Origin of the sequence: Vibrio sp. EA2, assembly GCF_033042495.1 — a bacterium.
Taxonomy (GTDB): Bacteria; Pseudomonadota; Gammaproteobacteria; order Enterobacterales; family Vibrionaceae; genus Vibrio.
Genome location: NZ_JAWLID010000006.1, coordinates 135611 through 157454, shown reverse-complemented (window position 1 = coordinate 157454; position 21844 = coordinate 135611). Strand labels below are relative to the sequence as shown.

Sequence of the window (21844 nt, the reverse complement as noted above, 5' to 3'; positions counted from 1 at the left end):
TTAGCCCCGATAAGGGCTGTGGTAAACTCTGCTCGATTTAATTTTTGGAGACCAATAATGAAACCAATTCTACCTGATTACAACAGCGCTGGTGTGCTTATCATCGGTGATGTCATGCTAGATCGTTACTGGTATGGCCCTACTGGACGTATTTCACCAGAAGCGCCAGTCCCTGTTGTGAAAGTAGAAAACAATGAAGAGCGCCCTGGTGGTGCGGCAAACGTTGCGATGAACATCGCGTCATTGGGTGGTCATGCTCACATTGTTGGTCTGACGGGTATGGATGAACCTGCGAAAGTTCTGACAGAGACACTAAACTCGCTCAAAGTAAAATGTGACTTTGTGGCGTTACCAGAGTACCCAACGATCACCAAGCTCCGCGTAATGAGCCGTGGTCAGCAGTTGATTCGTTTGGACTTCGAAGACAAGTTCGAAAATACCGATGCAGAGCCAGTGCTCAATCGTATGGATGTCGCTCTGCCAAATGTTAAAGCCGTGATCATGTCAGACTACGCTAAAGGGTCGCTTGAGCATGTGCAGGCATACATTCAGAAAGCGCGTGCGGCAAACGTTCCTGTGTTTATAGATCCAAAAGGCGCGGACTTTGAACGCTACCGTGGTGCGACCCTGCTGACGCCAAACATGAAAGAGTTTGAAGATGTGGTTGGCAAAGTGAAATCAGACCAGGAGCTGGTGGAAAAAGCCCTGGCGCTTGTGGAAGAGTTTGACTTTGAAGCACTGCTGGTCACCCGCAGCGAGCATGGCATGACCCTGATTCGTCGTGGTCAGGAACCCTTCCACCTGCCAACACAAGCAAAAGAAGTGTATGACGTAACGGGTGCAGGCGATACAGTTATTTCTGTATTGGCAGCTTCATTCGCCGCGGGTAAATCTTTTGAAGAATCGTGCGCTTTGGCAAATGCGGCTGCAGGTGTTGTGGTTGGCAAGTTGGGGACATCGACTCTGTCTGAAATTGAACTCGCTGAAGCGGTACATGGCAGTAAAGACACGGACTTTGGTGTGATTTCAGAAAAAGCACTGATTGAGGCCGTGAAAAAAGCGCGCGCTAAAGGCGAGAAGGTGGTGATGACCAATGGCTGTTTTGACATTCTTCACGCAGGTCATGTGTCTTACCTTAATCATGCAGCCGAGCTGGGTGACCGCCTTATTGTCGCGGTGAATACTGACGAGTCGGTTAAGCGTCTTAAAGGTCCTGGCCGTCCGGTAAACCCAACCGATCGTCGTATGGCGGTATTGGCAGGATTAGGTGCCGTGGACTGGGTGGTACCGTTTAGCGAAGACACGCCACAGCGCCTTATTTCTGAAGTACTGCCTAGCTTGCTGGTTAAAGGCGGAGACTACAAACCAGAAGAGATTGCAGGTGGTAAAGAAGTGATTGCGGCAGGTGGTGAAGTTCGTGTACTTAACTTTGAAGACGGCTGCTCGACCAGTGAAATCATCAACGCGATTAAGGGCGGCAAAGGTTAAGTCCTTTAGTCTTCGGATTAAATCGTGAGTAAAAGGCTACCTGTGGGTGGCCTTTTTTGTTCCCTTGAGCGAGAGCAAGGTTAAAGCCGGACTGTTCAGGCAGTAAAAAACGCCAGTTACTTAGTTGTAACTGGCGTTTTGCTTGTCCTGTTAATCGATCAGTTTACTGGCGTCAGACCTGCATCGATATTCAAGATGTCTTGCTCACTCAGAGTGCCCACTGCCTGACGTAACTGCAGGCCACTTAGAATGTAGTCGTAACGAGCATTAGATAGGTTGCGGTTTGCATCGTATAAACGGCGAGTCGCATCCAGTACGTCAACAATGGTACGAGTACCTACATCAAAACCTGCTTCTGTCGCCTCCAGGGCTGAGCGAGCAGAAACTACAGATTGCTCGTAAGCTTTCAATGCACCGATTGATGCGTTGATGTTGTTGTTTTGAGCGCGAACATCTTTCACTACGCTGCGGTACTGAGCTTCGAGATCTTCACTTGCAGCAACATAAGCGTACTCAGCTTGTTTAGTTTGCGAAGTCACATTACCGCCTGTGTATAAAGGCAGAGCTAGGTTAACGCCGATATTGAAGTTGTCAGTAGTGTAATCACGATCACTGTGAGAAGTATCACCGTAGTTGTAACCACCATCTAACGACAGAGTTGGCAGGTGGCCTGAACTTGCCAGTGAAATATTATCACGAGCGATATCCTGTGAAATACGAGAAGACAACAAGCTTAGGTTTTGCTCTTTTGCGATTTCAATTAGGTCTTCAGCTGGGCTATCCGAGCGGCTTGCAGAGAAGCGATCTGTATCAAGCACATCCAGATTTTTGTGTTCCTGACCGGTGATTTCACGCAATGATTCGTAGCTGTTGATCAGGTCGTTTTCTGCTAATACTTCATCAGCAAGTACCGCATCGTATTGAGCTTGTGCATCATGTACGTCGGTGATAGCAGAAAGACCGACTTCAAAACGTTGTTTGGTTTGCTCAAGCTGACGGCCAACCGCTGCTTTTTCTGCACGAACAAACACAAGGTTATCCTGAGCACGCAGTACTTCAAAGTACGCTTGTGAAACACGAAGGATCAAGCTTTGTTGAGTGGCAGCATAAGTTGCGTCTGCCTGACGAGCTGTTTTCTCTGCGGTGTCTAATGAGATCCAAGATGCACGGTTGTAGAGCTCTTGAGAGAAGTTAATACCCGCAGTTAGATCATTAGCATCGTTTGACGCGTCGCTGAAGGCACTAGAATCGTACTCGACGTCGCCACGAGTCAGGTTGTAACCCGCAGTTAAATTGATTTGTGGTAGAAGGGCACTACGGCTTGAAGTGATTGCTTCGAAAGCTTGGTCACGCTGCGCTGCTACGCTAAGCAATTGTGGATCGTTTTGTTTTGCTAAGTCGTAGATGTCAGATAATGAGTCTGCATAAGCTGATGCACTTATGCTACCTAGCGCTGCACTGATAAATAGTGGAAGCAATTTTTTCATTTTCTATTCCCGCGGTCAATAGATTGGTTAATTCTCAGTAGTTTAACTCAATTTGGACGATATTTACTCTAAACTTTGCATTTTTTTACACGTAATTATCCAGTTGTGCAATAAAAATTTGTACAATACTTAAAATAAATTATAACTATTATACAAAAAGTTGAGCCAAGTCCTTTGAGCAAATGATTAACAATGAGTACACTACAAGATTCACTCAGAGAGGTGTTGAATGCAACAGTGTGACAAGCGACAAGACGAGTTTACTTCACAAGATGTGGAAATCATCTCCAAAGAGACCCTGTTTAAGGGCTTCTTTAAAATGGTGAAGTACCGTTTCAAACACCGGCTCTTTGCTGGTGGCTGGAGTAATGTTGTCGAGCGAGAAATGTTTGAACGTGGACACGCTGCGGCGATGTTGCCTTATGATCCAATCCTGGATCAGGTTGTTGTCATTGAACAAATACGAGTTGGTGCATTAGAAGGTGAGCATCCTTGGCAGCTAGAAATTGTAGCTGGCATGATCGATCGAGACGAATCGGTTGAAGATGTGATCCGCCGAGAGTCGCAAGAAGAAGCGGGTCTTGATGTAGGGCGTGTTATACCTGTGACCTCCTACTATCCCTCTTCAGGCGGATGCTCAGAAAAGTTGGATATTTTTGTCGGAGAAGTCGATGCTTCTAAAGCAGACGGCATTCATGGTTTAGACTATGAAGATGAAGATATTCGAGTTCACGTCATCAGTCGTGAAGAAGCATATCAATGGGTGAAAGATGGAAAACTTGAAAATGCTGCCTCAATTATTGCAGTACAATGGTTGCAATTAAACCATTTAGAGTTGAAATCACAGTGGGGAAGCCCCCATAACGGTGGAGAGTAAGTAATGGCACAGATAGCTGAAAAACAGCGATATCATGTTGATTTAGCGGGTCTAATGAGAACCTATGAGACCAACTACGCTAAATTAAACGCCTTGCTGCCTATCTCTGCCGAGGTTGGTGACGTGCGCTGCTATCAGGCTGCACATATGGTTTACCAACTGACCGTGAATGAAGTCACAAAATACACCACAGTTGTTGAGATATGTCAGAGTGATGAAACACCAGTGTTTCCTTTACCTACGATGTCTGTCAGGCTTTACCACGATGCGAGGGTAGCGGAAGTATGCTCAAGCGGAGACTTCTCTCGCATTAAAGCTAAATATGATTATCCCAACGACAAATTGATGCAACGAGATGAAAAGCATCAACTAAACACGTTCCTTGGTGAATGGCTGACGTTTTGTTTAAAAAGTGGAATCAGTAGAACCCCACTTGCCTTCAATTGCTCGTCACGTCACTAAAGGAAAATAACAAATAACAATATAGTGGACGAATCAGGTTTTCATTTTGCAATCATCTAGTGACAGCATCAAACTTTTACAAATCACGGATACTCATCTGTTTGACGCCGATGAGGGAAGTTTGCTGAGCGTAAAAACGGCCGACAGCTTTTCTGCTGTGGTTGATGAGGTTTTACGCCGCGAAGTGGGGTTTGATTACATTTTAGCTACCGGGGATATTTCGCAAGATCATAGTGCGGGATCTTATCAACGATTCGCAGCAGGCATTGCCCCGCTCGAGAAAGATTGTTTTTGGCTGCCGGGCAATCATGACTACAAACCCAATATGGGCAGTGTGCTTCCATCAGAACAGATCAAGGCAACAGAGCATGTGCTGCTGGGTGACAAGTGGCAAGTGATTCTGCTTGACTCTCAAGTTGTCGGCGTTCCACATGGTCGTTTAAGCGATCAGCAGCTGACATTACTTGAAGATAAATTATCCGAGTACCCAGAGCGTTATACGCTGGTATTATTGCATCACCACCCAATTCTGGTTGGTAGTGCCTGGCTAGACCAACACACTCTGAAAGATGCAGAAGCATTCTGGCAGATTGTCGAACGTTTTGATGGTGTTAAAGGGATTCTGTGCGGTCATGTTCATCAAGATATGAATGTGCTTCATCAAGGTATTCGAGTGATGGCGACACCTTCTACGTGTGTGCAATTCAAGCCTAACTCAGATGATTTTGCATTAGATACCACTTCACCTGGCTGGCGAGAGTTAGAGCTGCATGCAAGTGGTGAGATTACGACCCAGGTTAATCGATTACCAGAAGGTCAGTTCCAACCCGATTTCTCCTCGAACGGATACTAATCCCGCCCGAACATGATGTTCGGGCTTTCTTTTTATGTGAGACTTTTATGACGAAACCTTCTCTATTACTGTACATACACGGTTTTAATAGCTCACCACTCTCAATGAAAGCGAATTTAATGAGAGAGTATTGTCAGCAGCATCGTCCAGACATCAAAGTGATCATTCCTCAGTTACCGTGTTTTCCTCAGCTGGCTGCTCAACTCTTATTAGAAATCGTCGAGCAGTATCAGAACGATTACCGAATCGGATTAGTAGGCAGTTCGCTAGGAGGCTTCATGTCGACTTGGCTGAACAGTCAATTTGGGTTTAAAGCGGTGGTTGTTAATCCGGCCGTCAAACCTTACGAGTTGTTAGTCGACTATTTAGGCGAACAAACTAACCCCTACACGAATGAAACTTATACACTTGAGACTTGCCATATTGACGAGTTGAAAGCTCTTGATGTACAAAGCATCGCATCGCCAGACTCGTTTTGGCTACTGCAGCAAACCGAAGACGAGGTTTTGGACTATCGCCAGGCGGTAAATAAGTTTGCAAAATCCAAGCAAACAGTAGAACAAGGCGGTGATCACAGTTTTGTAGGCTTTGAGCGTTATCCTGCAAAGATTATCGAATTTCTACAACTGTAACCGATAGGAACGATTGGAATACGCTCATAGTTTTTACTGATATATCCAACCGTTGCTTGACATAGGCGGTTTGCTTTCCGACTATATTTTGCTGAAAGATCTTAAGGGTCATAGACTCTGGCTACTTTGTTATGTATCAGATTTACAAACACTTAAAGATACAAACAGGGTGGCTTTTTTCGTTTCCTGAGTAAGCACATTCTGATTGGTGTTGTGCAGGAGACAAATAAACGTTGAGAACAATTCCGTATTATGACTGAACAATATAATGCTGGGGCCATTGAAGTACTGAATGGCTTAGAGCCAGTACGTCGCCGACCAGGGATGTATACGGATACAGCGCGCCCGAACCACCTGGGCCAAGAAGTTATCGATAACAGTGTCGATGAAGCGCTAGCCGGACATGCCTCAAAAGTACAAGTCATCCTACATGCTGACCAATCACTGGAAGTGATCGATGATGGTCGAGGCATGCCTGTTGATATCCACCCAGAAGAGAAAGTTTCTGGCGTCGAGCTGATTTTATGTAAGCTTCACGCGGGTGGTAAATTCTCGAATAAAAACTACCAGTTCTCTGGTGGTCTCCACGGGGTAGGTATCTCAGTAGTAAACGCACTGTCTAAACGTGTGGAAGTAACCGTTCGTCGCGATGGACAGGTATACGAGATTGCGTTTGAACATGGTGATAAAGTCTCAGACCTTACCGTCACCGGCACATGTGGCCGCCGTAATCGTGGTACCAGTGTGCACTTCTGGCCAGAAGCGAAGTACTTTGATTCGGCAAACTTCTCTGTGACGCGCTTGGTCAACAACCTACGTGCGAAAGCGGTTCTTTGTCCGGGATTAGAAATCACGTTCACAGACAAAGTGAACAACAAAGACTACAAGTGGCACTACGAGGATGGTTTAAAAGACTATCTGGCTGAAGGCGTTAAAGGATACACCGTTCTGCCAGAAGAACCGTTTACTGGTGAATTCTCTGCAGAAACTGAAGCCGCAAACTGGGCCGTGATCTGGCAGCCAGAAGGCGGCGAGATGATCACCGAAAGCTACGTGAACCTTATTCCTACTGCTCAGGGCGGCACACACGTTAATGGTCTGCGCCAAGGTTTATTGGAGGCGATGCGCGAGTTCTGCGAATTCCGTAATTTGCTTCCTCGTGGTGTGAAACTGACCGGTGACGACATCTTCGACCGCTGTTCATACGTGCTGTCAGTGAAGATCCAAGACCCGCAATTTGCAGGCCAGACCAAAGAACGTCTTTCATCTCGTCAAACGGCGGCATTCGTCTCAGGCGTAGTAAAAGATGCTTTTAGTCTATGGTTGAACGAAAAACCACAACTGGCAGAGCAACTTGCTGAAGTTTGTATTGCCAACGCGCACCGTCGTATGCGTGCGGCAAAAAAAGTCGTACGTAAAAAAGTGGCATCAGGTCCGGCTTTACCAGGTAAATTGACCGACTGTTCGGCACAGGACTTAAACCGAACCGAAATCTTCTTTGTCGAGGGTGACTCGGCAGGTGGCTCAGCAAAACAGGCGCGTGATCGTGAGTTTCAGGCAGTGATGCCACTTCGAGGTAAAATTCTCAATACTTGGGAAGTGTCTGCCGACCAGGTTCTGGCGTCACAAGAAGTACACGACATTTCTGTTGCGTTGGGTATCGACCCTGACAACGACAACCTCGACGGTCTTCGTTACGGCAAGATCTGTATTCTTGCCGATGCGGACTCGGATGGACTACACATCGCAACACTGCTTTGTGCTTTGTTCACACGTCACTTCCGCGCACTGGTTGAAGCAGGCCATATCTATGTTGCCATGCCGCCACTGTACCGAATCGACTGTGGTAAAGAGGTGTTCTACGCACTGGATGACGATGAGAAAGATGGCATCTTAGAACGTTTATCGAAGAAGAAAGCCAAAATCAACGTCCAGCGATTCAAAGGTCTGGGTGAGATGAACCCACTTCAGTTACGTGAAACGACCATGGATCCGAATACGCGTCGTCTGGTGCAGTTAACCATTGACGACTCTGCAGCGACCATGGAAGTGATGGACATGTTGCTTGGTAAGAAGCGTGCAGATGATCGTCGCTCATGGCTACAAAACAACGGCGATTTGGCAGAGGTTTAACGAATGTCTACAGAAATTACTTACGATGGCGTTGAACAGTTGCCAATGCGCAAGTTCACCGAAGACGCTTATCTGAACTACTCGATGTACGTCATTATGGACCGAGCATTGCCCTATATTGGCGATGGTTTAAAACCGGTTCAACGACGCATCATCTACGCGATGTCGGAGCTTGGTCTCTCAGCATCAGCAAAATATAAAAAATCAGCGCGTACCGTGGGTGACGTGCTGGGTAAATACCACCCACACGGTGATTCTGCGTGTTACGAAGCGATGGTATTGATGGCACAGCCGTTCTCTTACCGTTATCCGCTGGTTGATGGTCAGGGTAACTGGGGGGCACCAGATGATCCCAAATCCTTCGCCGCGATGCGTTATACCGAAGCGAAACTGTCTAAGTTTGCCGAAGTACTACTGGGCGAATTAGGTCAGGGCACGGTCGAATGGCAACCTAACTTTGATGGCACGATGAAAGAGCCACAAATGTTGCCTGCGCGTTTGCCTCATATCTTACTCAACGGTGTGACGGGTATTGCGGTTGGTATGGCAACGGATATACCTCCACATAACGTACGTGAGATTGCGGACGCGACCATCCATCTGATCGATCATCCGAAAGCTGAACTGCCAGACGTAATGCAGTATGTGAAAGGTCCGGACTATCCCACGGAAGCCGAGATCATTTCACCTCAGGCGGACATTGAGAAGATTTACCGTAATGGCCGTGGCAGCATCAAAATGCGTGCAGTCTGGCACAAAGAAGGCTCAGAAGTCGTTATCACGTCGATTCCACACCAAGTGTCTGGTTCTAAGTTGCTTGAGCAGATCGCGAACCAAATGCGCGCGAAGAAGCTGCCTATGGTAGAAGATCTTCGTGATGAATCGGATCACGAGAACCCAACGCGTATCGTTATTGTTCCCCGCTCTAACCGAGTCGATTGCGATACCTTGATGAACCACCTGTTTGCCTCTACGGATCTTGAACGCAGCTACCGCGTTAACCTGAACATGATTGGTCTGGATAACCGTCCTCAGGTGAAAGGTCTGGTTCAGATTCTATCTGAGTGGATTGAGTTCCGCCGTGCTACGGTTCGCCGTCGTTTGCAACATCGCTTAGACAAAGTGATGGCTCGCTTGCACATCTTAGAAGGTTTGTTGGTTGCTTACCTCAACCTGGATGAAGTGATTGAGATCATCCGTACTGAAGACGATCCAAAAGCGGTGCTGATGGAGCGCTTTGGTATCACTGACATTCAAGCAGACGCGATTCTGGATACCAAACTTCGTCATCTTGCCAAGCTGGAAGAGATGAAGATCCGTGGTGAGCAAGAAGAGTTAGAAAAAGAACGTGAAAAGCTAGAGCAGCTATTGGGCTCTGAGCGCCGTCTGAATACACTGCTGAAGAAAGAAATCAAAGCGGATGCAGAGAAGTACGGTGACGACCGTCGTTCGCCACTGGTGGAACGCGCTGAAGCAAAAGCATTGACCGAGCGCGATCTGGTACCAAGTGAGCCGATCACGGTTGTCCTGTCTGAAAAAGGCTGGATTCGTCACGCGAAAGGCCACGAGGTTGAAGCGGAAGGCTTGAACTATAAGTCTGGCGATAAATATCTGGCTCATGCACGAGGCAAGAGCAACCAGCCTGCCGTCTTCCTTGGTAGTGATGGTCGAAGCTACTCGCTTGAATCGCACTCGTTGCCATCGGCACGCAGCCAAGGTGAGCCAATTACTGGTCGCTTGAATATCACGGCTGGCAGCAGCATTCGCCAGGTGATTATGGGCGAAGAAGAACAGCTTTGGCTAGTGGGTTCTGATGCAGGTTACGGCTTTGTATGTAAAGGCTCTGACTTATTGTCGAAGAACCGCAGTGGTAAAGCGCTAGTAACCTTGCCAGCGAACGCTGAAGTGATGACGCCAAAAGAGGTTAAAGACCTGGATGCTGATGAAATTCTGGCGATCACCAACCAAGGGCGTATGTTGCTATTCCCAATTAAAGACCTGCCACAATTGGCGAAAGGTAAGGGGAATAAAATTATCAACATTCCTGCTGCGAAAGCGAAAGAGCGAGAAGAAGTCTTGTCACATCTGATGGCTCTGCCACAGGGCGCCTCTCTGACGCTTTACGCGGGTAAGCGCAAGCTGGGCTTAAAACCTACCGACTTAGATAACTTCCGTGGTGAGCGTGGGCGTCGAGGTAGTCTGCTACCAAGAGGTCTACAACGAGTGACACGAATTGAAGTTGAACTCGGTGAGTCGGGTAGCACTGAAGAGTCGAGCGAAAGCGAATAAGACGAATAAGAATAGATAAAACACAAATCCCAGCCAGTTGAAGTGGCTGGGATTTTTTATGCTTCTTGTTTATCTTCAGCAATCGTAACTTTTAATGTTATCTCTTTGCCTTTACGGATAATGCCCACATCAACCGTGGTGCCAGGACGTAAATCAGTGACAATATCCATTACGCTTTGACGTCCCTGAACTTTATTACCATCAATACTAATAATAATATCCTGTTTCTCGAAACCAGCAGCACTTGCTGGGCCATTAGGGTCAATGCCGAGCACAACAATGCCGCCAATATGCTCATTACCGAGTAAACGAGCGGTGACAGCATTAATATCTTGACCATCAATGCCGATATAGCCACGAATCACGCGGCCGTCTGCAATGATCTTTTGCATGATTTTACTGGCGAGGGGGGCGGGTATGGCAAATGAAATGCCATAGGTTTCTAAATCGGTTGCTTGCTGGAATGAAGCGGTGTTGATTCCAACTAATTCACCTTGAGTGTTGACCAAAGCACCACCGGAGTTGCCTTCGTTGATCGCCGCATCAGTCTGGATGAAGGCTTGGCGTCCGTCACTGATAGAAGAGCGCCCAGTCGCGGAGATAATACCAAAAGTGGTGGTTTGTCCTAAGTTGTATGGGTTACCAATAGCCAGCACCACATCGCCGACTTGAGGTTTGTATTCTGAATTGAGGGGGATTACGGGCAGATTCGTTCCCTCTACGCGCAGTACGGCAATATCGGTGCGTTTGTCGGTACCAACAAGTTGTGCGGCGGCTGCTCTACCATCTTGTAATGCTACAACGATTTGGTCAGCCTGAGCGACCACATGGTAGTTGGTAATGATGTAACCTTTTTCACTGACAATCACACCAGAGCCCAGACCTTGTGTGGAAAGCTTGCTGCGATCATTTTCCACATACTTCCGGCTGTAAATATTCACCACGGCAGGGGCGGCTTTTCTTACAGCCTGATTGAAAGAGATCTCTAGAGAGGCGATATTGCTTGGTTGTGGTTCAAGCGCTGCTGGAATTACGTTATGACGTAAAGATGGAACCGCCAGTAGAATAATGGCAGCGGTTGCTAAGCCCAAAAAGACAGAACGTAATAAAAAGCTAAGCATATCCTCTCCATGTGTGAACGCCAAAGCGGCATTGGAAGATGAAGAATAGCATTTCATTGAAAAATAACAAAAGGGCAGCACCTGATTGTGCTGCCCTTTTAATTTTCCGCTTAAAAGTTGATCAAAGTATTAGAGCTCTGTCACCGAATGTTATGTATCCAAAGCAGATTTACCTGTTCACTTTTGCACGAATACAGTTATCGAATTACCAGATAAATAGTACGATCACCGCGTTGAATATTGAGTGCCAGTACGCCTGTGTGCTTCTCGACAATGGCACGAAGTTCAGCGAGGTTTTTCACGCGTTGACGGTTCACACCGATAATAATGTCACCTTCTTGCAGCTGGTATTGCGCTGCTGGTGAGTTCTCAACAACACTGGTTACTTTTACCCCTTGAACTGAATCACTCTGGTTGGTGTTACTTAGTTCAGCACCTTTCAGACCATCATGCAGTGTTTCCGCTTTCGCTTTAACGTTGGTTGATTCACCAAGCGTGACGTCGAAGGTTTGTTCTTTACCATCACGAACAATACCTAAGGTAATCTCTTTACCTGCGCCAAGTGTTGCGACTTTTGCACGTAATTCAGAGAAGGTATTAATTGATTTACCATTCACGGACACGATGATATCACCCGCTTTCAAGCCAGCTTTATCCGCAGCACTGTCAGGAACAACCTGGCCAATGAATGCCCCTTTGCTGGACTCGTAACCGAGTGCTTCTGCTAACTCAGAGGTGACTTCGCCACCTTGAACCCCTAACATGCCGCGTTTGACTTCACCGAACTCTAAGATTTGCTCGGTCAGGTTTTTCATCATATTGGAAGGAATCGCAAAGCCAATCCCGACGTTGCCGCCGTTTGGACCTAAAATAGCGGTGTTGATACCGATCAGCTCACCATTTAAGTTAACTAATGCGCCACCTGAGTTACCGCTGTTAATCGCCGCATCGGTTTGAATGAAGTTTTCAAAATTTTCGACATTCAAGCCGCTTCTACCAAGGGCAGAAACAATACCTGATGTGACGGTCTGACCTAGGCCAAATGGGTTACCAATTGCAACCGTAAAGTCACCGACGCGAAGCTTGTCCGAGTCTGCGATGTTAATTTGTGTCAGGTTCTTGGCTTTTTCCAGTTTTAGCAACGCGACATCGGCCATCTCATCGCCACCGACTAACTCAGCGTCGTATTCTCGACCGTCATACAAACGTACTCGAATTTCATCCGCCCCTTTTATTACGTGATAATTCGTTACGATATGACCTTTATTCGCATCAATGATGACACCGGAGCCTAAGCCACGGAATGGACGCTCTCGCGTTTGCTCCGTAGGGAAGTCGGGGCCAAAGAAAAATTGAAATTGCTCGGGAATACGGCTGGTTTGTACTTGTTTACCTTCTACCGCAATGCTGACTACCGCCGGGGTCACTTTTTCCAGCATGGGTGCGAGGCTAGGTAATTGCTGACCATCCATGCTGAGCGGCAAGGCTGCTGTCGCCTGGATTGGCGTTAAGATAGAACTCAAACTTAGAGATAGAACGGTCAGTGCAAGCAGTGGTTTTTTCATCCAATAACTCCTCTTGAAACATGTCTGCCAAAAAGAAATATCCTAACTATTTAGTAATATAGGGATTAGTTGGGATAATCAAAAGGGGGAGCAGTCCACAAGTAAGTTAGAGATGGCTGTTTCAGAAAAGTTCAAAAAGGGTCGATACAAAATGTGTTTTGTATCGACCTGATAGGGGAGGAGAGAGACGTTATGATGCCTTGGCCGTGACTGCTTCAGGAGCGTTAATGACTTCTTTCTCTTGATCCTTTAACAGACCAGTAGCGCCATTGGCGTAGTCTTTTGGCTGCTCGCTCATATCTGGCTGATCTTCTTTGATCTGCTCAGAAGCCATCGCCGTCTTCTTATCAAACGGGTTGTCTTGTTCAGGTAGATTCGGCAAAAGCTCTGAAGATGTCTTCGCTAAATGCTGATACAGCTTGGTATAATCTTTACCTAAGGTGTCTAACATTTCTGCGGTTTGGGCAAAGTGGTCAACGAGCTCCTGGCGCTGTTGCTCTAGTTCAAACTTCGCCGACTCAAGTTCTTTCTGTACAGACTTCTGTTTTTTGTATTCAGGGGTGGTTAGTCTACTAATGACTACGCCTACTATTGTACCGACCAGCAAACCCACAATGGCATGAATCCAAGGCATAACTGCTCCTTATATTTGTTTTAACAAGTCTTTTACTACTTAGTTACACGCGGTGCTTGTCCATGTTACTATGGCTTGAACAGCCGATAAAGAAAAATAGCAGTATGTCTTCGGGGACTGAACATTAATTCTCTCTAATCAGACATTGCCCCCGAGGTGACACTTTCCTTGTACCTCTAAAACGACTTAATGCGATGACACCACTACAACAATATCAAAAAGATATAGCAGAACATGGATTCCAGCGTGATGAAGCCCAACATCAAGCGGTCACTGCTTTGGATAACTTATACCATGCTATTGTCGAGTTTCAGTCTGCACCAACACCACAACTGTCTAAGTGGCAAAAACTCATGGGTAAAAAGGTTGAAATGCCTGAACCACCAAAAGGTTTGTACTTTTGGGGAGGCGTCGGACGCGGTAAAACCTATTTGATGGATGCTTTTTTTGATGCACTGCCGACAGACAGAAAGATGCGGGTGCATTTTCATCGCTTTATGTACCGGGTACACGATGAGTTAAAGCAGCTTGGCGATGTGGAAAACCCATTATCAAAAGTGGCTGACAAGTTCAAAACAGAAGCTGACGTGGTTTGCTTCGATGAATTTTTTGTCTCTGATATCACCGATGCAATGATTCTGGCGACGTTACTGCAAGAGATGTTCAAGCGTCAGATGGTTTTGGTCGCGACGTCAAATATTGAGCCACAAAACCTTTATCGGAATGGTCTGCAGAGAGCGCGATTCTTACCGGCTATTGATATGATTCTGGCTCGCTGTGATGTGTTGAATGTGGATAGTGGGGTGGATTATCGTTTACGAACCCTAGAGCAGGCCGAGATCTATCATCATCCGCTTGATGAGCAGGCAACGATCAACCTGAACAAGTATTACCAGCAACTGACGGGGGAGCGTCAGCATGTGGCGCATCAGATAGAAATTAACCATCGAAATATCGATGTTATTGAAGCCAGCGATGGTGTTTTGCATGCTTCATTTGCTCAGCTATGCCAAACCACCCGAAGTCAGAATGATTACATCGAGTTATCGCGTATTTATCACACGGTTTTGCTGGCTGATGTTGAGCAGATGAGTGGCAAAATAGACGACGCTGCACGACGCTTTATTGCCCTGGTCGATGAATTTTACGAGCGCCATGTAAAGCTGATTATTTCCGCTGAAGTACCAATGGATAGCTTATACACTCAAGGTCAGCTTGAATTTGAGTTTAAGCGCTGCCTATCTCGTCTGACTGAGATGCAGAGTCATGAGTATCTTGCAAGAGAGCATTTGGCTTAAATCTGCTTGTTTCAAAAAAACTGAAGAAAAAATTAGTGATTTGGCGCAAAAAAAGGTGATTTTTTCTTCGGTCTTCTCTATAATCCTGCGACCCACCGTTACTGCAGACTGGATTATCGAAGTTATTTCGAGAAAGAAGGTCGAGAGTACCAACGACTCGAAGGGGTGATGACTGGGCTCTTAGACAGTGTGGGAGCACCAAAGGGTGTTCCTTTAAAGTTTAAAATTTAATTAACGGGTTATTATTAGCATGAAAACTTTCGTTGCTAAACCAGAAACTGTAAAACGCGACTGGTACGTTGTAGACGCTGAAGGTAAAACTCTTGGCCGTCTAGCAAGTGAAATTGCATCTCGCCTACGTGGCAAACACAAAGCTGAATACACTCCTCACGTTGACACTGGTGATTACATCATCGTTGTAAACGCTGAGAAAGTTGCTGTAACTGGTAACAAAGCTAAAGACAAAGTGTACTACCGTCACTCTGAATTCCCAGGTGGTCTAAAATCTATCACTTTTGAAAAGTTGATCGATCGTAAACCTGAGATGGCTCTTGAGCTTGCAGTTAAAGGCATGCTTCCTCGTGGTCCTCTAGGCCGTGCTATGTACCGTAAGCTTAAAGTTTACGCGGGCGCTGAGCACAACCATGTTGCTCAACAACCACAAGTACTAGACATCTAATTGGGGATTTCGAAAATGGCAGAGAATCAATACTACGGCACTGGCCGTCGCAAAAGCTCAGCTGCACGTGTTTTCATCAAACCAGGCAGCGGCAACATTGTAGTAAACAAGCGTAACCTTGACGAATACTTCGGTCGTCCAACAGCACGTATGGTTGTACAACAACCTCTAGAGCTAGTTGAACTAACTGAGAAGCTAGACCTTTACGTAACAGTAAAAGGCGGCGGTATTTCTGGTCAAGCTGGTGCTATCCGTCACGGTATCACTCGTGCGCTTATGGAATACGATGAGTCTCTACGTCCTGCTCTACGCGCAGCTGGCTACGTTACTCGTGACGCACGTTGCGTTGAACGTAAGAAAGTTGGTCTACGTAAAGCACGTCGTCGTCCACAGTTCTCTAAGCGTTAATTTCCTTTACGGAAATTATGCTTTCCAGATTATTCTGGATACTGTGCACCAAAAGCCCGGCTATATGCCGGGCTTTTTGTTTTTATTGGACTGAAAAAACACACCCCTGATTCGATATTAATCTCTCCGCTCTTCCTTAATATCCACGCAACATTTCTTTGAGCCATTATTAAGTTTTATCTTAATTTTATGTGCTACAAAGTTTTAATAAGTTTTGCCACTAGGCCGCCTGTTTTAATTCTTTTTCCGCAGGCTTAATTGACTGAAAACAACCGATATAAAAGGGATAAACCTCGTTATTTTGAGCCTCTTCCTTTCGCTTTCTTGTTACAAATCACATCAAACATTTATTATTTTACTGCTTTTGTGACGACACGAGCGATTTGCCTCACAAATGTTACAAAAAGGTAGCTTTATCTTGTCAAAAAGTAGGGTTTTCTTTATCATTTCATCCCAATAAATATAACGAAATTCATTATGTGTTAGCCATGCTCTTATAAGCGGAATAATAACTATCCAAGGGAGCAAATGGGAGAATGTTTGGATGAGCAACGCGCCTTTAAATAACGGTCGCAGGCGTTTTCTAACCGCTACAACGGCAGTTGTAGGTGGGTTAGGGGCAGCTGCCGTCGCCGTTCCTTTTATAAAATCATGGAATCCGAGTGCTAAAGCAAAAGCTGCTGGTGCACCGGTGGAAGTGGATATCAGTAAAATCGAACCGGGTCAATTGGTTCGTGTTGAGTGGCAGGGTAAACCTGTATGGATAGTACGCCGTACTCAACAAGTGCTAGATAACATGAAAACTATCGGAGATCAGCTCCGTGATCCGCAGTCTGAAATGGAGCAGCAACCGGCTTATGCTCAGAATGAGTACCGCTCAATTAAGCCAGAGTTCTTCGTTGCAGTTGGTTTCTGTACTCACTTAGGCTGTTCGCCGACCTATCTACCGGACTCTTTCGCAGAGCAAGTTCAGGGTGTTAAATCTGGCTTCTTCTGTCCTTGTCACGGTTCTAAGTTTGATATGGCTGGTCGAGTGTTCCAGGGTGTTCCTGCGCCGCTGAACCTTGTGATTCCTAAGCACATGTATCTGAGCGACACAAAGCTCATAGTTGGTGTTGATGAGGGGGATGCATAATGCAAGCAATGTTAGACTGGGTAGAAAAACGTATTCCAGCGATGAATGCTTATAAAAAGCATTTATCTGAATACCCTATGCCGAAGAACTTCAACTTTTGGTACCTTTTCGGTTCTCTGGCAATGCTGGTTCTTGTTAACCAAATCCTAACGGGTATTTGGCTAACCATGAACTACGTTCCTTCTGGTGAAGGTGCGTTTGCGTCTATCGAATACATCATGCGTGATGTTGAGTACGGTTGGTTGCTGCGTTATATGCACTCTACCGGTGCATCAGCATTCTTTGTTGTTGTATACCTGCATATGTTCCGTGGTTTAATCTACGGTTCTTACCAAAAGCCTCGTGAGCTACTGTGGATCTTCGGTATGTTGATCTTCTTAGTGCTTATGGCTGAAGCTTTCATGGGTTACCTACTGCCATGGGGTCAGATGTCATACTGGGGTGCTCAGGTAATCATTTCTCTATTTGGTGCGATTCCTGTTATTGGCGACGATCTAACACTTTGGATCCGTGGTGACTACATCATCTCTGGTGCAACGTTGAACCGTTTCTTCGCTCTTCACGTTATTGCGCTACCAATCGTACTGCTTCTGCTTATCGTACTTCACGTATTGGCACTGCACGAAGTAGGCTCAAACAACCCTGACGGTATCGAGACTAAACTACCGAAAGGCACAATGGGCGACGATTACCAAACACAATTCAAGTTCCACGATTACTACTCGAAGAAATACGATATTATCGACTCTATTCCGTTCCACCCTTACGGTACGGTTAAAGACTTGGTTGGTGTGGCTGGTTTCTTGTTCTTCTTCTGTTACGTGTTGTTCTTCAACCCAGAAATGGGTGGTTACTTCCTTGAGCCGCCTAACTTTGAAGCTGCAAACCCACTGAAGACACCTGAGCACATTGCTCCTGTATGGTACTTCACTCCGTTCTACGCAATCTTGCGTGCGGTTCCAGACAAACTGTTAGGCGTAATCCTAATGGGTGCGTCTATTGCAGTGCTGTTTGTTCTACCTTGGCTGGATCGCTGTAAAGTGCGCTCGTACCGTTACCGTAGCAAAATTCATCTATTGAATATTGTACAGTTTACGATTGCCTTTATCGCTCTGGGTGTTTTAGGTGCGCTACCGGCAACGCCAACGTACACACTACTATCTCAGATCTTTAGCTTGTGTTACTTCATGTTCTTTGTACTGCTGTTCTTCTACAGTAAAAATGAAGCAACCAAACCATTACCAGAGAGGGTAACATTCAAATGAAGAAGTGGATTGTAATTCTATTTGCTATGTTGCCATCCCTAGCGATGGCAGCGGGGGCCAGCGTGCCGCTTGATAAAGCACACGTGGACCTGACGGATAAAGCTTCGCTGCAAAACGGCGCGAAGCTATTCATGAACTACTGTTTTGGCTGTCACTCTACGCAATATCAGCGTTATGAGCGTGTCGCGACAGATTTGGAAATTCCAACAGACTTAATGAAAGAGAACCTGATTTTCAACCCAGAGGCGAAAATCGGTGATCTGATGGTTAACTCTATGCCACCTAAGCAAGCGGCAAACTGGTTCGGTGCTCCACCACCAGATTTGACTTTGGTTGCTCGAGTTCGTGGTGCGGATTGGTTATACACTTACTTGCGTTCGTTCTATGTGGACCCATCTCGTCCGTTTGGTGTGAACAACATTGTATTCCCAAGTGTGGGTATGCCGCATGTTCTAGAAGAGCTGCAAGGTATTCCAACTCCGGTTTACGGCACGAAACATGTTGATGGTGAAGAAGTACAGGTTGTTGTTGGTACTGAAACCGATGGTACTGGTGAATTAAGTACTGGTGAATACGATAAAGCGGTCGGTGATCTGGTTAACTTCCTGGTTTACTCTGGTGACCCTGTGCAGCTAGAACGCCATGCGATTGGTTGGTGGGTGATGGGCTTCTTAGTCATCCTGACTATCATCGTAGTGTTGCTTAAGAAAGAGTATTGGCGTGATGTGCATTAATTGTGCTAAAATACCGTGCTAATTCCCAATTTTAATTGACTGTACAATGGAGGCTTAGCCTCCATTGTTTTTATTTGTAAGTGTACTGGAGGGCTCCATGGCTGTAGCTGCCAATAAACGTTCTGTGATGACTCTTTTCTCAAGTGCATCAGATTTGTATAGCCATCAGGTTCGCATTGTACTGGCTGAAAAAGGTGTAAGTGTTGAAGTTGAGCTTGTTGATGAAGCTAACCTTCCTGCTGAACTTATCGAGCTAAACCCATATAAATCAGTGCCAACTCTTGTGGATCGCGAGCTCGCGCTTTACGATTCAAAAATTATCATGGAGTACTTGGACGAGCGTTTCCCTCATCCACCTCTAATGCCGGTTTACCCTGTTGCCCGTGGTAACAGCCGTTTGATGATGTACCGTATCGAACGCAATTGGTATTCACTCGCTGAAAAAGTAATGAAAGGTAACGCAGAAGAATCAGAAAAGGCACGTACGAAACTTCGTAACGATCTTCTGACTCTAGCGCCAATCTTTGCTGAATATGAGTACTTCATGAGTGAAGAATTCAGCTTAATCGATTGTTACTTGGCACCATTGTTGTGGCGTTTACCTCAACTTGGTATCGAGCTTGTTGGTCCTGGCTCTAAAGAGATCAAGGTTTACATGAACCGCGTATTTGAACGTGATTCATTCCTTGCTTCTTTGACTGAAGCTGAACGTGAAATGCGTCTGGTTCGTTAAGCAGCGATTTAGATACATTATTATGGATATTGCAAAAATGACTGCCCGCCGTCCTTACATGCTTCGTGCGTTTTATGACTGGCTGGTAGACAATGACTTAACTCCTCATTTGGTTGTTGACGCAACCATGCCTGGTGTACGCGTACCTGTTGAGTTTATTCAAGATGGTCAGATTATCCTGAATATTGCCCCTCGTGCCGTTGGTAACCTTGAGTTGGGTAATGATGCGATTACCTTCCATGCTCGTTTTAGCGGTCGTCCGCACTCGGTAATTGTGCCTGTTTATGCGGTTCAAGCTATTTACGCCCGTGAAAATGGTGCAGGCACTATGTTTGAACCGGAAGAGGCTTATACTCATATCGAAGAAGAAACGATGGAAGAAGAGCAGTCCCCATCGTTTACTATGGTTAGTGATGACGTACCTCAAGCTGAGGACTCGGAGTCAGGTGATGACGAAAGTGAAGCACCTCGCCCGAAAGGCAAACCAAGCTTAAGAGTTATTAAATAAAAAAAGCAGCGATTACGCTGCTTTTTTTTGTTCTCGTGATTTTTAAAGTGATGTTTTAATACCAATCACAGTAAGTCAGTGCTCAGAGATAGCGTAGGAAAAATGCTTGAGAACAAGGCAGAACTTTTTCGATAAGTCGTTATTCTACAATCAAACTTATTTTAAAACGAAAAGTTAACGCCGTTATCGAGCATTTTAACAAGCTAGAATGACCAGTTATTTACTACGATTGGTATTCACTATCAATCAGTGATAGTGAATACCTCAACGTTCGTTTCACCATCTTGGTTTGTGTCACTTTGTACCGGTGTGTCACTTTGTACCGGTTGAGCACTACTATTTGGTAAATCAACTTCAACTGGCTCTGTCTCTCCGTACTGGAACCCATTAATCACTTGTTTTACCCCGGAGACGTTACGTGCGATTTCTATCGCTCGCTGACTCTGTGCTTCTGTGACATAGCCGAACAGAAATACTTCACTATCTTCCGTAATCACTTTTACTTTCACCGCATTTAGCTGCTCATCAGTGAGCAGTGAGGATTTTACTTTCGTCGTTATCCAGCTGTCATTACTGATTTGTGTAACCGTTAGCGGCGCTTTTTGTTTCATCTGGTTGTGAATGACTTTCACACCTGATAGTTCACGGGTTCTGTTCTCTAGGTCATTAATTAAGGCTTGAGTAGGAGCCTGTCCCATGAGTACCACAGTACCATTATATGAGCTGGCAAAAACACGAGCCTGACCTTTGAATGGCTGTTTATTACCAATTGCGGCGACTTCAAACTCAATGTTGTTGTCTTGCCAAATCTGTTTGGTCGTACGGGTGTCAGTGACGATATTCGCTGTCGTTGCAGCGCCTGCAATGAACAAACCTGCACAACCACTGAGGTTAAGCGCAGTAAATAAAATGATGAGGCTGCGTAACATAATTCTGACTCTCAATCTGAGTTATTCTTCGTGAGCAGGGAAAAGTACTTGGTCAATCAAGTCACATAAGCAATGTAGGGTTACCATGTGGACTTCATGAATGCGCGCCGTACGATGCGATGGGATTCGTATCTCGACGTCATTTTCACCCAGTAGGCCCGCCATTTCGCCGCCGTCTTTGCCTGTCAGTGCAATGATGGTCATGTCGCGAGTTACCGCTGCTTCCATCGCTTTGATGATATTCTTACTATTACCACTGGTCGACAGGGCAAGAAGAATGTCACCCGGTTGACCAAACGCTCGGACTTGCTTAGAGAATATTTCCTGATAATGGTAGTCGTTGGCAACCGCGGTAAGCGTTGTGTTGTCAGCGGTCAGCGCCATGGCTGGTAAGCTTGGACGCTCTGTCTCAAAGCGATTTAAAAGGCAAGAAACAAACTGTTGTGAATTGGCAGCACTTCCACCGTTTCCACAGCATAGGATTTTATTGCCGTTTAGTAAGCTAGAAACCATGGCTTGAGCGGCATGAGTAATAGCATCTGGCAGTGCTTCAGCAGCTGCTATTTGAATTTGAATACTTTCTGTAAAGCTGTCTTTAATGCTATCTAGCATCG

Annotated in this window: 21 protein-coding genes; 15 read left to right on the top strand and 6 right to left on the bottom strand. The window is 45.9% G+C overall.

Features of this window, described 5'->3' with window-relative positions; all coding sequences use genetic code 11:
- The first annotated feature begins 57 nt into the window (after nucleotides 1-57).
- Nucleotides 58-1488 (top strand): bifunctional D-glycero-beta-D-manno-heptose-7-phosphate kinase/D-glycero-beta-D-manno-heptose 1-phosphate adenylyltransferase HldE, encoded by a 1431-nt coding sequence (gene hldE, locus RXX31_RS14670; protein ID WP_317590272.1) that lies wholly within the window; start codon nucleotides 58-60, stop codon nucleotides 1486-1488.
- Between the two features lie 158 nt (nucleotides 1489-1646).
- Here hldE and tolC read toward each other — a convergent pair whose 3' ends face one another.
- Complete coding sequence (gene tolC, locus RXX31_RS14665) at nucleotides 1647-2975, bottom strand: outer membrane channel protein TolC (RefSeq protein WP_317590271.1); 1329 nt, start codon at nucleotides 2973-2975, stop codon at nucleotides 1647-1649.
- A gap of 229 nt (nucleotides 2976-3204) precedes the next feature.
- On the opposite strand from tolC, the gene nudF reads away from it, so the two are divergent.
- The 6 genes from nudF (at nucleotide 3205) to parC (ending at nucleotide 10221) form a co-directional block, all read left to right on the top strand.
- A complete protein-coding gene (gene nudF / locus RXX31_RS14660) occupies nucleotides 3205-3852 on the top strand; it encodes an ADP-ribose diphosphatase (protein WP_317590270.1) in 648 nt (215 codons plus the stop codon).
- Between the two features lie 3 nt (nucleotides 3853-3855).
- Nucleotides 3856-4314, top strand: coding sequence for a DUF1249 family protein (locus tag RXX31_RS14655; RefSeq protein WP_317590269.1), 459 nt, complete (start codon nucleotides 3856-3858; stop codon nucleotides 4312-4314).
- A gap of 46 nt (nucleotides 4315-4360) precedes the next feature.
- Entirely contained in the window at nucleotides 4361-5167 is an 807-nt protein-coding gene (gene cpdA / locus RXX31_RS14650) for a 3',5'-cyclic-AMP phosphodiesterase (protein WP_317590268.1), read from the top strand.
- A gap of 47 nt (nucleotides 5168-5214) precedes the next feature.
- A complete protein-coding gene (gene yqiA / locus RXX31_RS14645) occupies nucleotides 5215-5799 on the top strand; it encodes an esterase YqiA (RefSeq protein ID WP_317590267.1) in 585 nt (194 codons plus the stop codon).
- Nucleotides 5800-6051: 252 nt separating this feature from the next.
- On the top strand, nucleotides 6052-7932 hold the full coding sequence (gene parE, locus RXX31_RS14640) for a DNA topoisomerase IV subunit B (protein ID WP_317590266.1): 1881 nt from the start codon (nucleotides 6052-6054) through the stop codon (nucleotides 7930-7932).
- Nucleotides 7933-7935: 3 nt separating this feature from the next.
- On the top strand, nucleotides 7936-10221 hold the full coding sequence (gene parC / locus RXX31_RS14635; RefSeq protein ID WP_317590264.1) for a DNA topoisomerase IV subunit A: 2286 nt from the start codon (nucleotides 7936-7938) through the stop codon (nucleotides 10219-10221).
- A gap of 56 nt (nucleotides 10222-10277) precedes the next feature.
- Here parC and degS read toward each other — a convergent pair whose 3' ends face one another.
- From degS to zapG, 3 genes are all read right to left on the bottom strand, one after another.
- A complete protein-coding gene (gene degS / locus RXX31_RS14630) occupies nucleotides 10278-11342 on the bottom strand; it encodes an outer membrane-stress sensor serine endopeptidase DegS (RefSeq protein ID WP_317590263.1) in 1065 nt (354 codons plus the stop codon).
- Between the two features lie 197 nt (nucleotides 11343-11539).
- Nucleotides 11540-12907 (bottom strand): DegQ family serine endoprotease, encoded by a 1368-nt coding sequence (locus RXX31_RS14625; protein WP_317590262.1) that lies wholly within the window; start codon nucleotides 12905-12907, stop codon nucleotides 11540-11542.
- A 190-nt stretch (nucleotides 12908-13097) separates the two neighbouring features.
- Nucleotides 13098-13541 carry a Z-ring associated protein ZapG gene (gene zapG, locus RXX31_RS14620; protein WP_317590260.1) on the bottom strand — a complete coding sequence of 148 codons (444 nt, stop codon included), beginning with the start codon at nucleotides 13539-13541 and terminating at the stop codon, nucleotides 13098-13100.
- Nucleotides 13542-13735: 194 nt separating this feature from the next.
- On the opposite strand from zapG, the gene zapE reads away from it, so the two are divergent.
- The 8 genes from zapE to sspB all read left to right on the top strand — a co-directional run bounded on the left by zapE (nucleotide 13736) and on the right by sspB (nucleotide 20301).
- Nucleotides 13736-14839, top strand: a complete 1104-nt coding sequence (zapE, locus tag RXX31_RS14615) for a cell division protein ZapE (protein WP_317590259.1) — start codon at nucleotides 13736-13738, stop codon at nucleotides 14837-14839.
- A 250-nt stretch (nucleotides 14840-15089) separates the two neighbouring features.
- Nucleotides 15090-15518: a 50S ribosomal protein L13 gene (gene rplM, locus RXX31_RS14610; RefSeq protein ID WP_317590258.1), complete on the top strand. Its 429-nt coding sequence runs from the start codon at nucleotides 15090-15092 to the stop codon at nucleotides 15516-15518.
- A gap of 15 nt (nucleotides 15519-15533) precedes the next feature.
- On the top strand, nucleotides 15534-15926 hold the full coding sequence (gene rpsI, locus RXX31_RS14605) for a 30S ribosomal protein S9 (protein WP_005372876.1): 393 nt from the start codon (nucleotides 15534-15536) through the stop codon (nucleotides 15924-15926).
- 544 nt (nucleotides 15927-16470) lie between these two features.
- Nucleotides 16471-17061: a ubiquinol-cytochrome c reductase iron-sulfur subunit gene (gene petA, locus RXX31_RS14600; protein WP_237317342.1), complete on the top strand. Its 591-nt coding sequence runs from the start codon at nucleotides 16471-16473 to the stop codon at nucleotides 17059-17061.
- The gene (locus tag RXX31_RS14595; protein WP_317590257.1) at nucleotides 17061-18326 is read left to right on the top strand and encodes a cytochrome bc complex cytochrome b subunit; all 1266 of its coding nucleotides are present in this window, start codon (nucleotides 17061-17063) and stop codon (nucleotides 18324-18326) included. The genes petA and RXX31_RS14595 overlap by 1 nt, the downstream gene beginning before the upstream one ends.
- Nucleotides 18323-19060 carry a cytochrome c1 gene (locus tag RXX31_RS14590; protein ID WP_317590256.1) on the top strand — a complete coding sequence of 246 codons (738 nt, stop codon included), beginning with the start codon at nucleotides 18323-18325 and terminating at the stop codon, nucleotides 19058-19060. Before RXX31_RS14595 ends, RXX31_RS14590 begins: the two co-directional genes overlap by 4 nt.
- A 97-nt stretch (nucleotides 19061-19157) precedes the next feature.
- On the top strand, nucleotides 19158-19793 hold the full coding sequence (gene sspA / locus RXX31_RS14585; RefSeq protein ID WP_014230786.1) for a stringent starvation protein SspA: 636 nt from the start codon (nucleotides 19158-19160) through the stop codon (nucleotides 19791-19793).
- Nucleotides 19794-19815: 22 nt separating this feature from the next.
- Nucleotides 19816-20301, top strand: coding sequence for a ClpXP protease specificity-enhancing factor (gene sspB, locus RXX31_RS14580; RefSeq protein WP_317590255.1), 486 nt, complete (start codon nucleotides 19816-19818; stop codon nucleotides 20299-20301).
- A 242-nt stretch (nucleotides 20302-20543) separates the two neighbouring features.
- Here the strand turns inward: sspB and RXX31_RS14575 are convergent, their stop codons facing one another.
- Together RXX31_RS14575 and RXX31_RS14570 are read right to left on the bottom strand one after the other, a co-directional pair.
- Nucleotides 20544-21230 (bottom strand): BON domain-containing protein, encoded by a 687-nt coding sequence (locus RXX31_RS14575; RefSeq protein WP_317590254.1) that lies wholly within the window; start codon nucleotides 21228-21230, stop codon nucleotides 20544-20546.
- A gap of 21 nt (nucleotides 21231-21251) precedes the next feature.
- On the bottom strand, nucleotides 21252-21842 hold the full coding sequence (locus RXX31_RS14570) for a phosphoheptose isomerase (protein ID WP_014230789.1): 591 nt from the start codon (nucleotides 21840-21842) through the stop codon (nucleotides 21252-21254).
- Nucleotides 21843-21844 lie beyond the last annotated feature (2 nt).

Coding starts and splice junctions, on each gene's coding strand:
- RXX31_RS14570 (WP_014230789.1), bottom strand. CDS start 21,842: ATGCTAGATAGCATTAAAGACAGCTTTACAGAAAGTATTCAAATTCAA.
- parC (WP_317590264.1), top strand. CDS start 7,936: ATGTCTACAGAAATTACTTACGATGGCGTTGAACAGTTGCCAATGCGC.
- tolC (WP_317590271.1), bottom strand. CDS start 2,975: ATGAAAAAATTGCTTCCACTATTTATCAGTGCAGCGCTAGGTAGCATA.
- RXX31_RS14575 (WP_317590254.1), bottom strand. CDS start 21,230: ATGTTACGCAGCCTCATCATTTTATTTACTGCGCTTAACCTCAGTGGT.
- RXX31_RS14595 (WP_317590257.1), top strand. CDS start 17,061: ATGCAAGCAATGTTAGACTGGGTAGAAAAACGTATTCCAGCGATGAAT.
- petA (WP_237317342.1), top strand. CDS start 16,471: ATGAGCAACGCGCCTTTAAATAACGGTCGCAGGCGTTTTCTAACCGCT.
- zapG (WP_317590260.1), bottom strand. CDS start 13,541: ATGCCTTGGATTCATGCCATTGTGGGTTTGCTGGTCGGTACAATAGTA.
- degS (WP_317590263.1), bottom strand. CDS start 11,342: ATGCTTAGCTTTTTATTACGTTCTGTCTTTTTGGGCTTAGCAACCGCT.
- RXX31_RS14655 (WP_317590269.1), top strand. CDS start 3,856: ATGGCACAGATAGCTGAAAAACAGCGATATCATGTTGATTTAGCGGGT.
- nudF (WP_317590270.1), top strand. CDS start 3,205: ATGCAACAGTGTGACAAGCGACAAGACGAGTTTACTTCACAAGATGTG.
- hldE (WP_317590272.1), top strand. CDS start 58: ATGAAACCAATTCTACCTGATTACAACAGCGCTGGTGTGCTTATCATC.
- RXX31_RS14625 (WP_317590262.1), bottom strand. CDS start 12,907: ATGAAAAAACCACTGCTTGCACTGACCGTTCTATCTCTAAGTTTGAGT.
- yqiA (WP_317590267.1), top strand. CDS start 5,215: ATGACGAAACCTTCTCTATTACTGTACATACACGGTTTTAATAGCTCA.
- sspA (WP_014230786.1), top strand. CDS start 19,158: ATGGCTGTAGCTGCCAATAAACGTTCTGTGATGACTCTTTTCTCAAGT.
- rplM (WP_317590258.1), top strand. CDS start 15,090: ATGAAAACTTTCGTTGCTAAACCAGAAACTGTAAAACGCGACTGGTAC.
- sspB (WP_317590255.1), top strand. CDS start 19,816: ATGGATATTGCAAAAATGACTGCCCGCCGTCCTTACATGCTTCGTGCG.
- RXX31_RS14590 (WP_317590256.1), top strand. CDS start 18,323: ATGAAGAAGTGGATTGTAATTCTATTTGCTATGTTGCCATCCCTAGCG.
- parE (WP_317590266.1), top strand. CDS start 6,052: ATGACTGAACAATATAATGCTGGGGCCATTGAAGTACTGAATGGCTTA.
- zapE (WP_317590259.1), top strand. CDS start 13,736: ATGACACCACTACAACAATATCAAAAAGATATAGCAGAACATGGATTC.
- rpsI (WP_005372876.1), top strand. CDS start 15,534: ATGGCAGAGAATCAATACTACGGCACTGGCCGTCGCAAAAGCTCAGCT.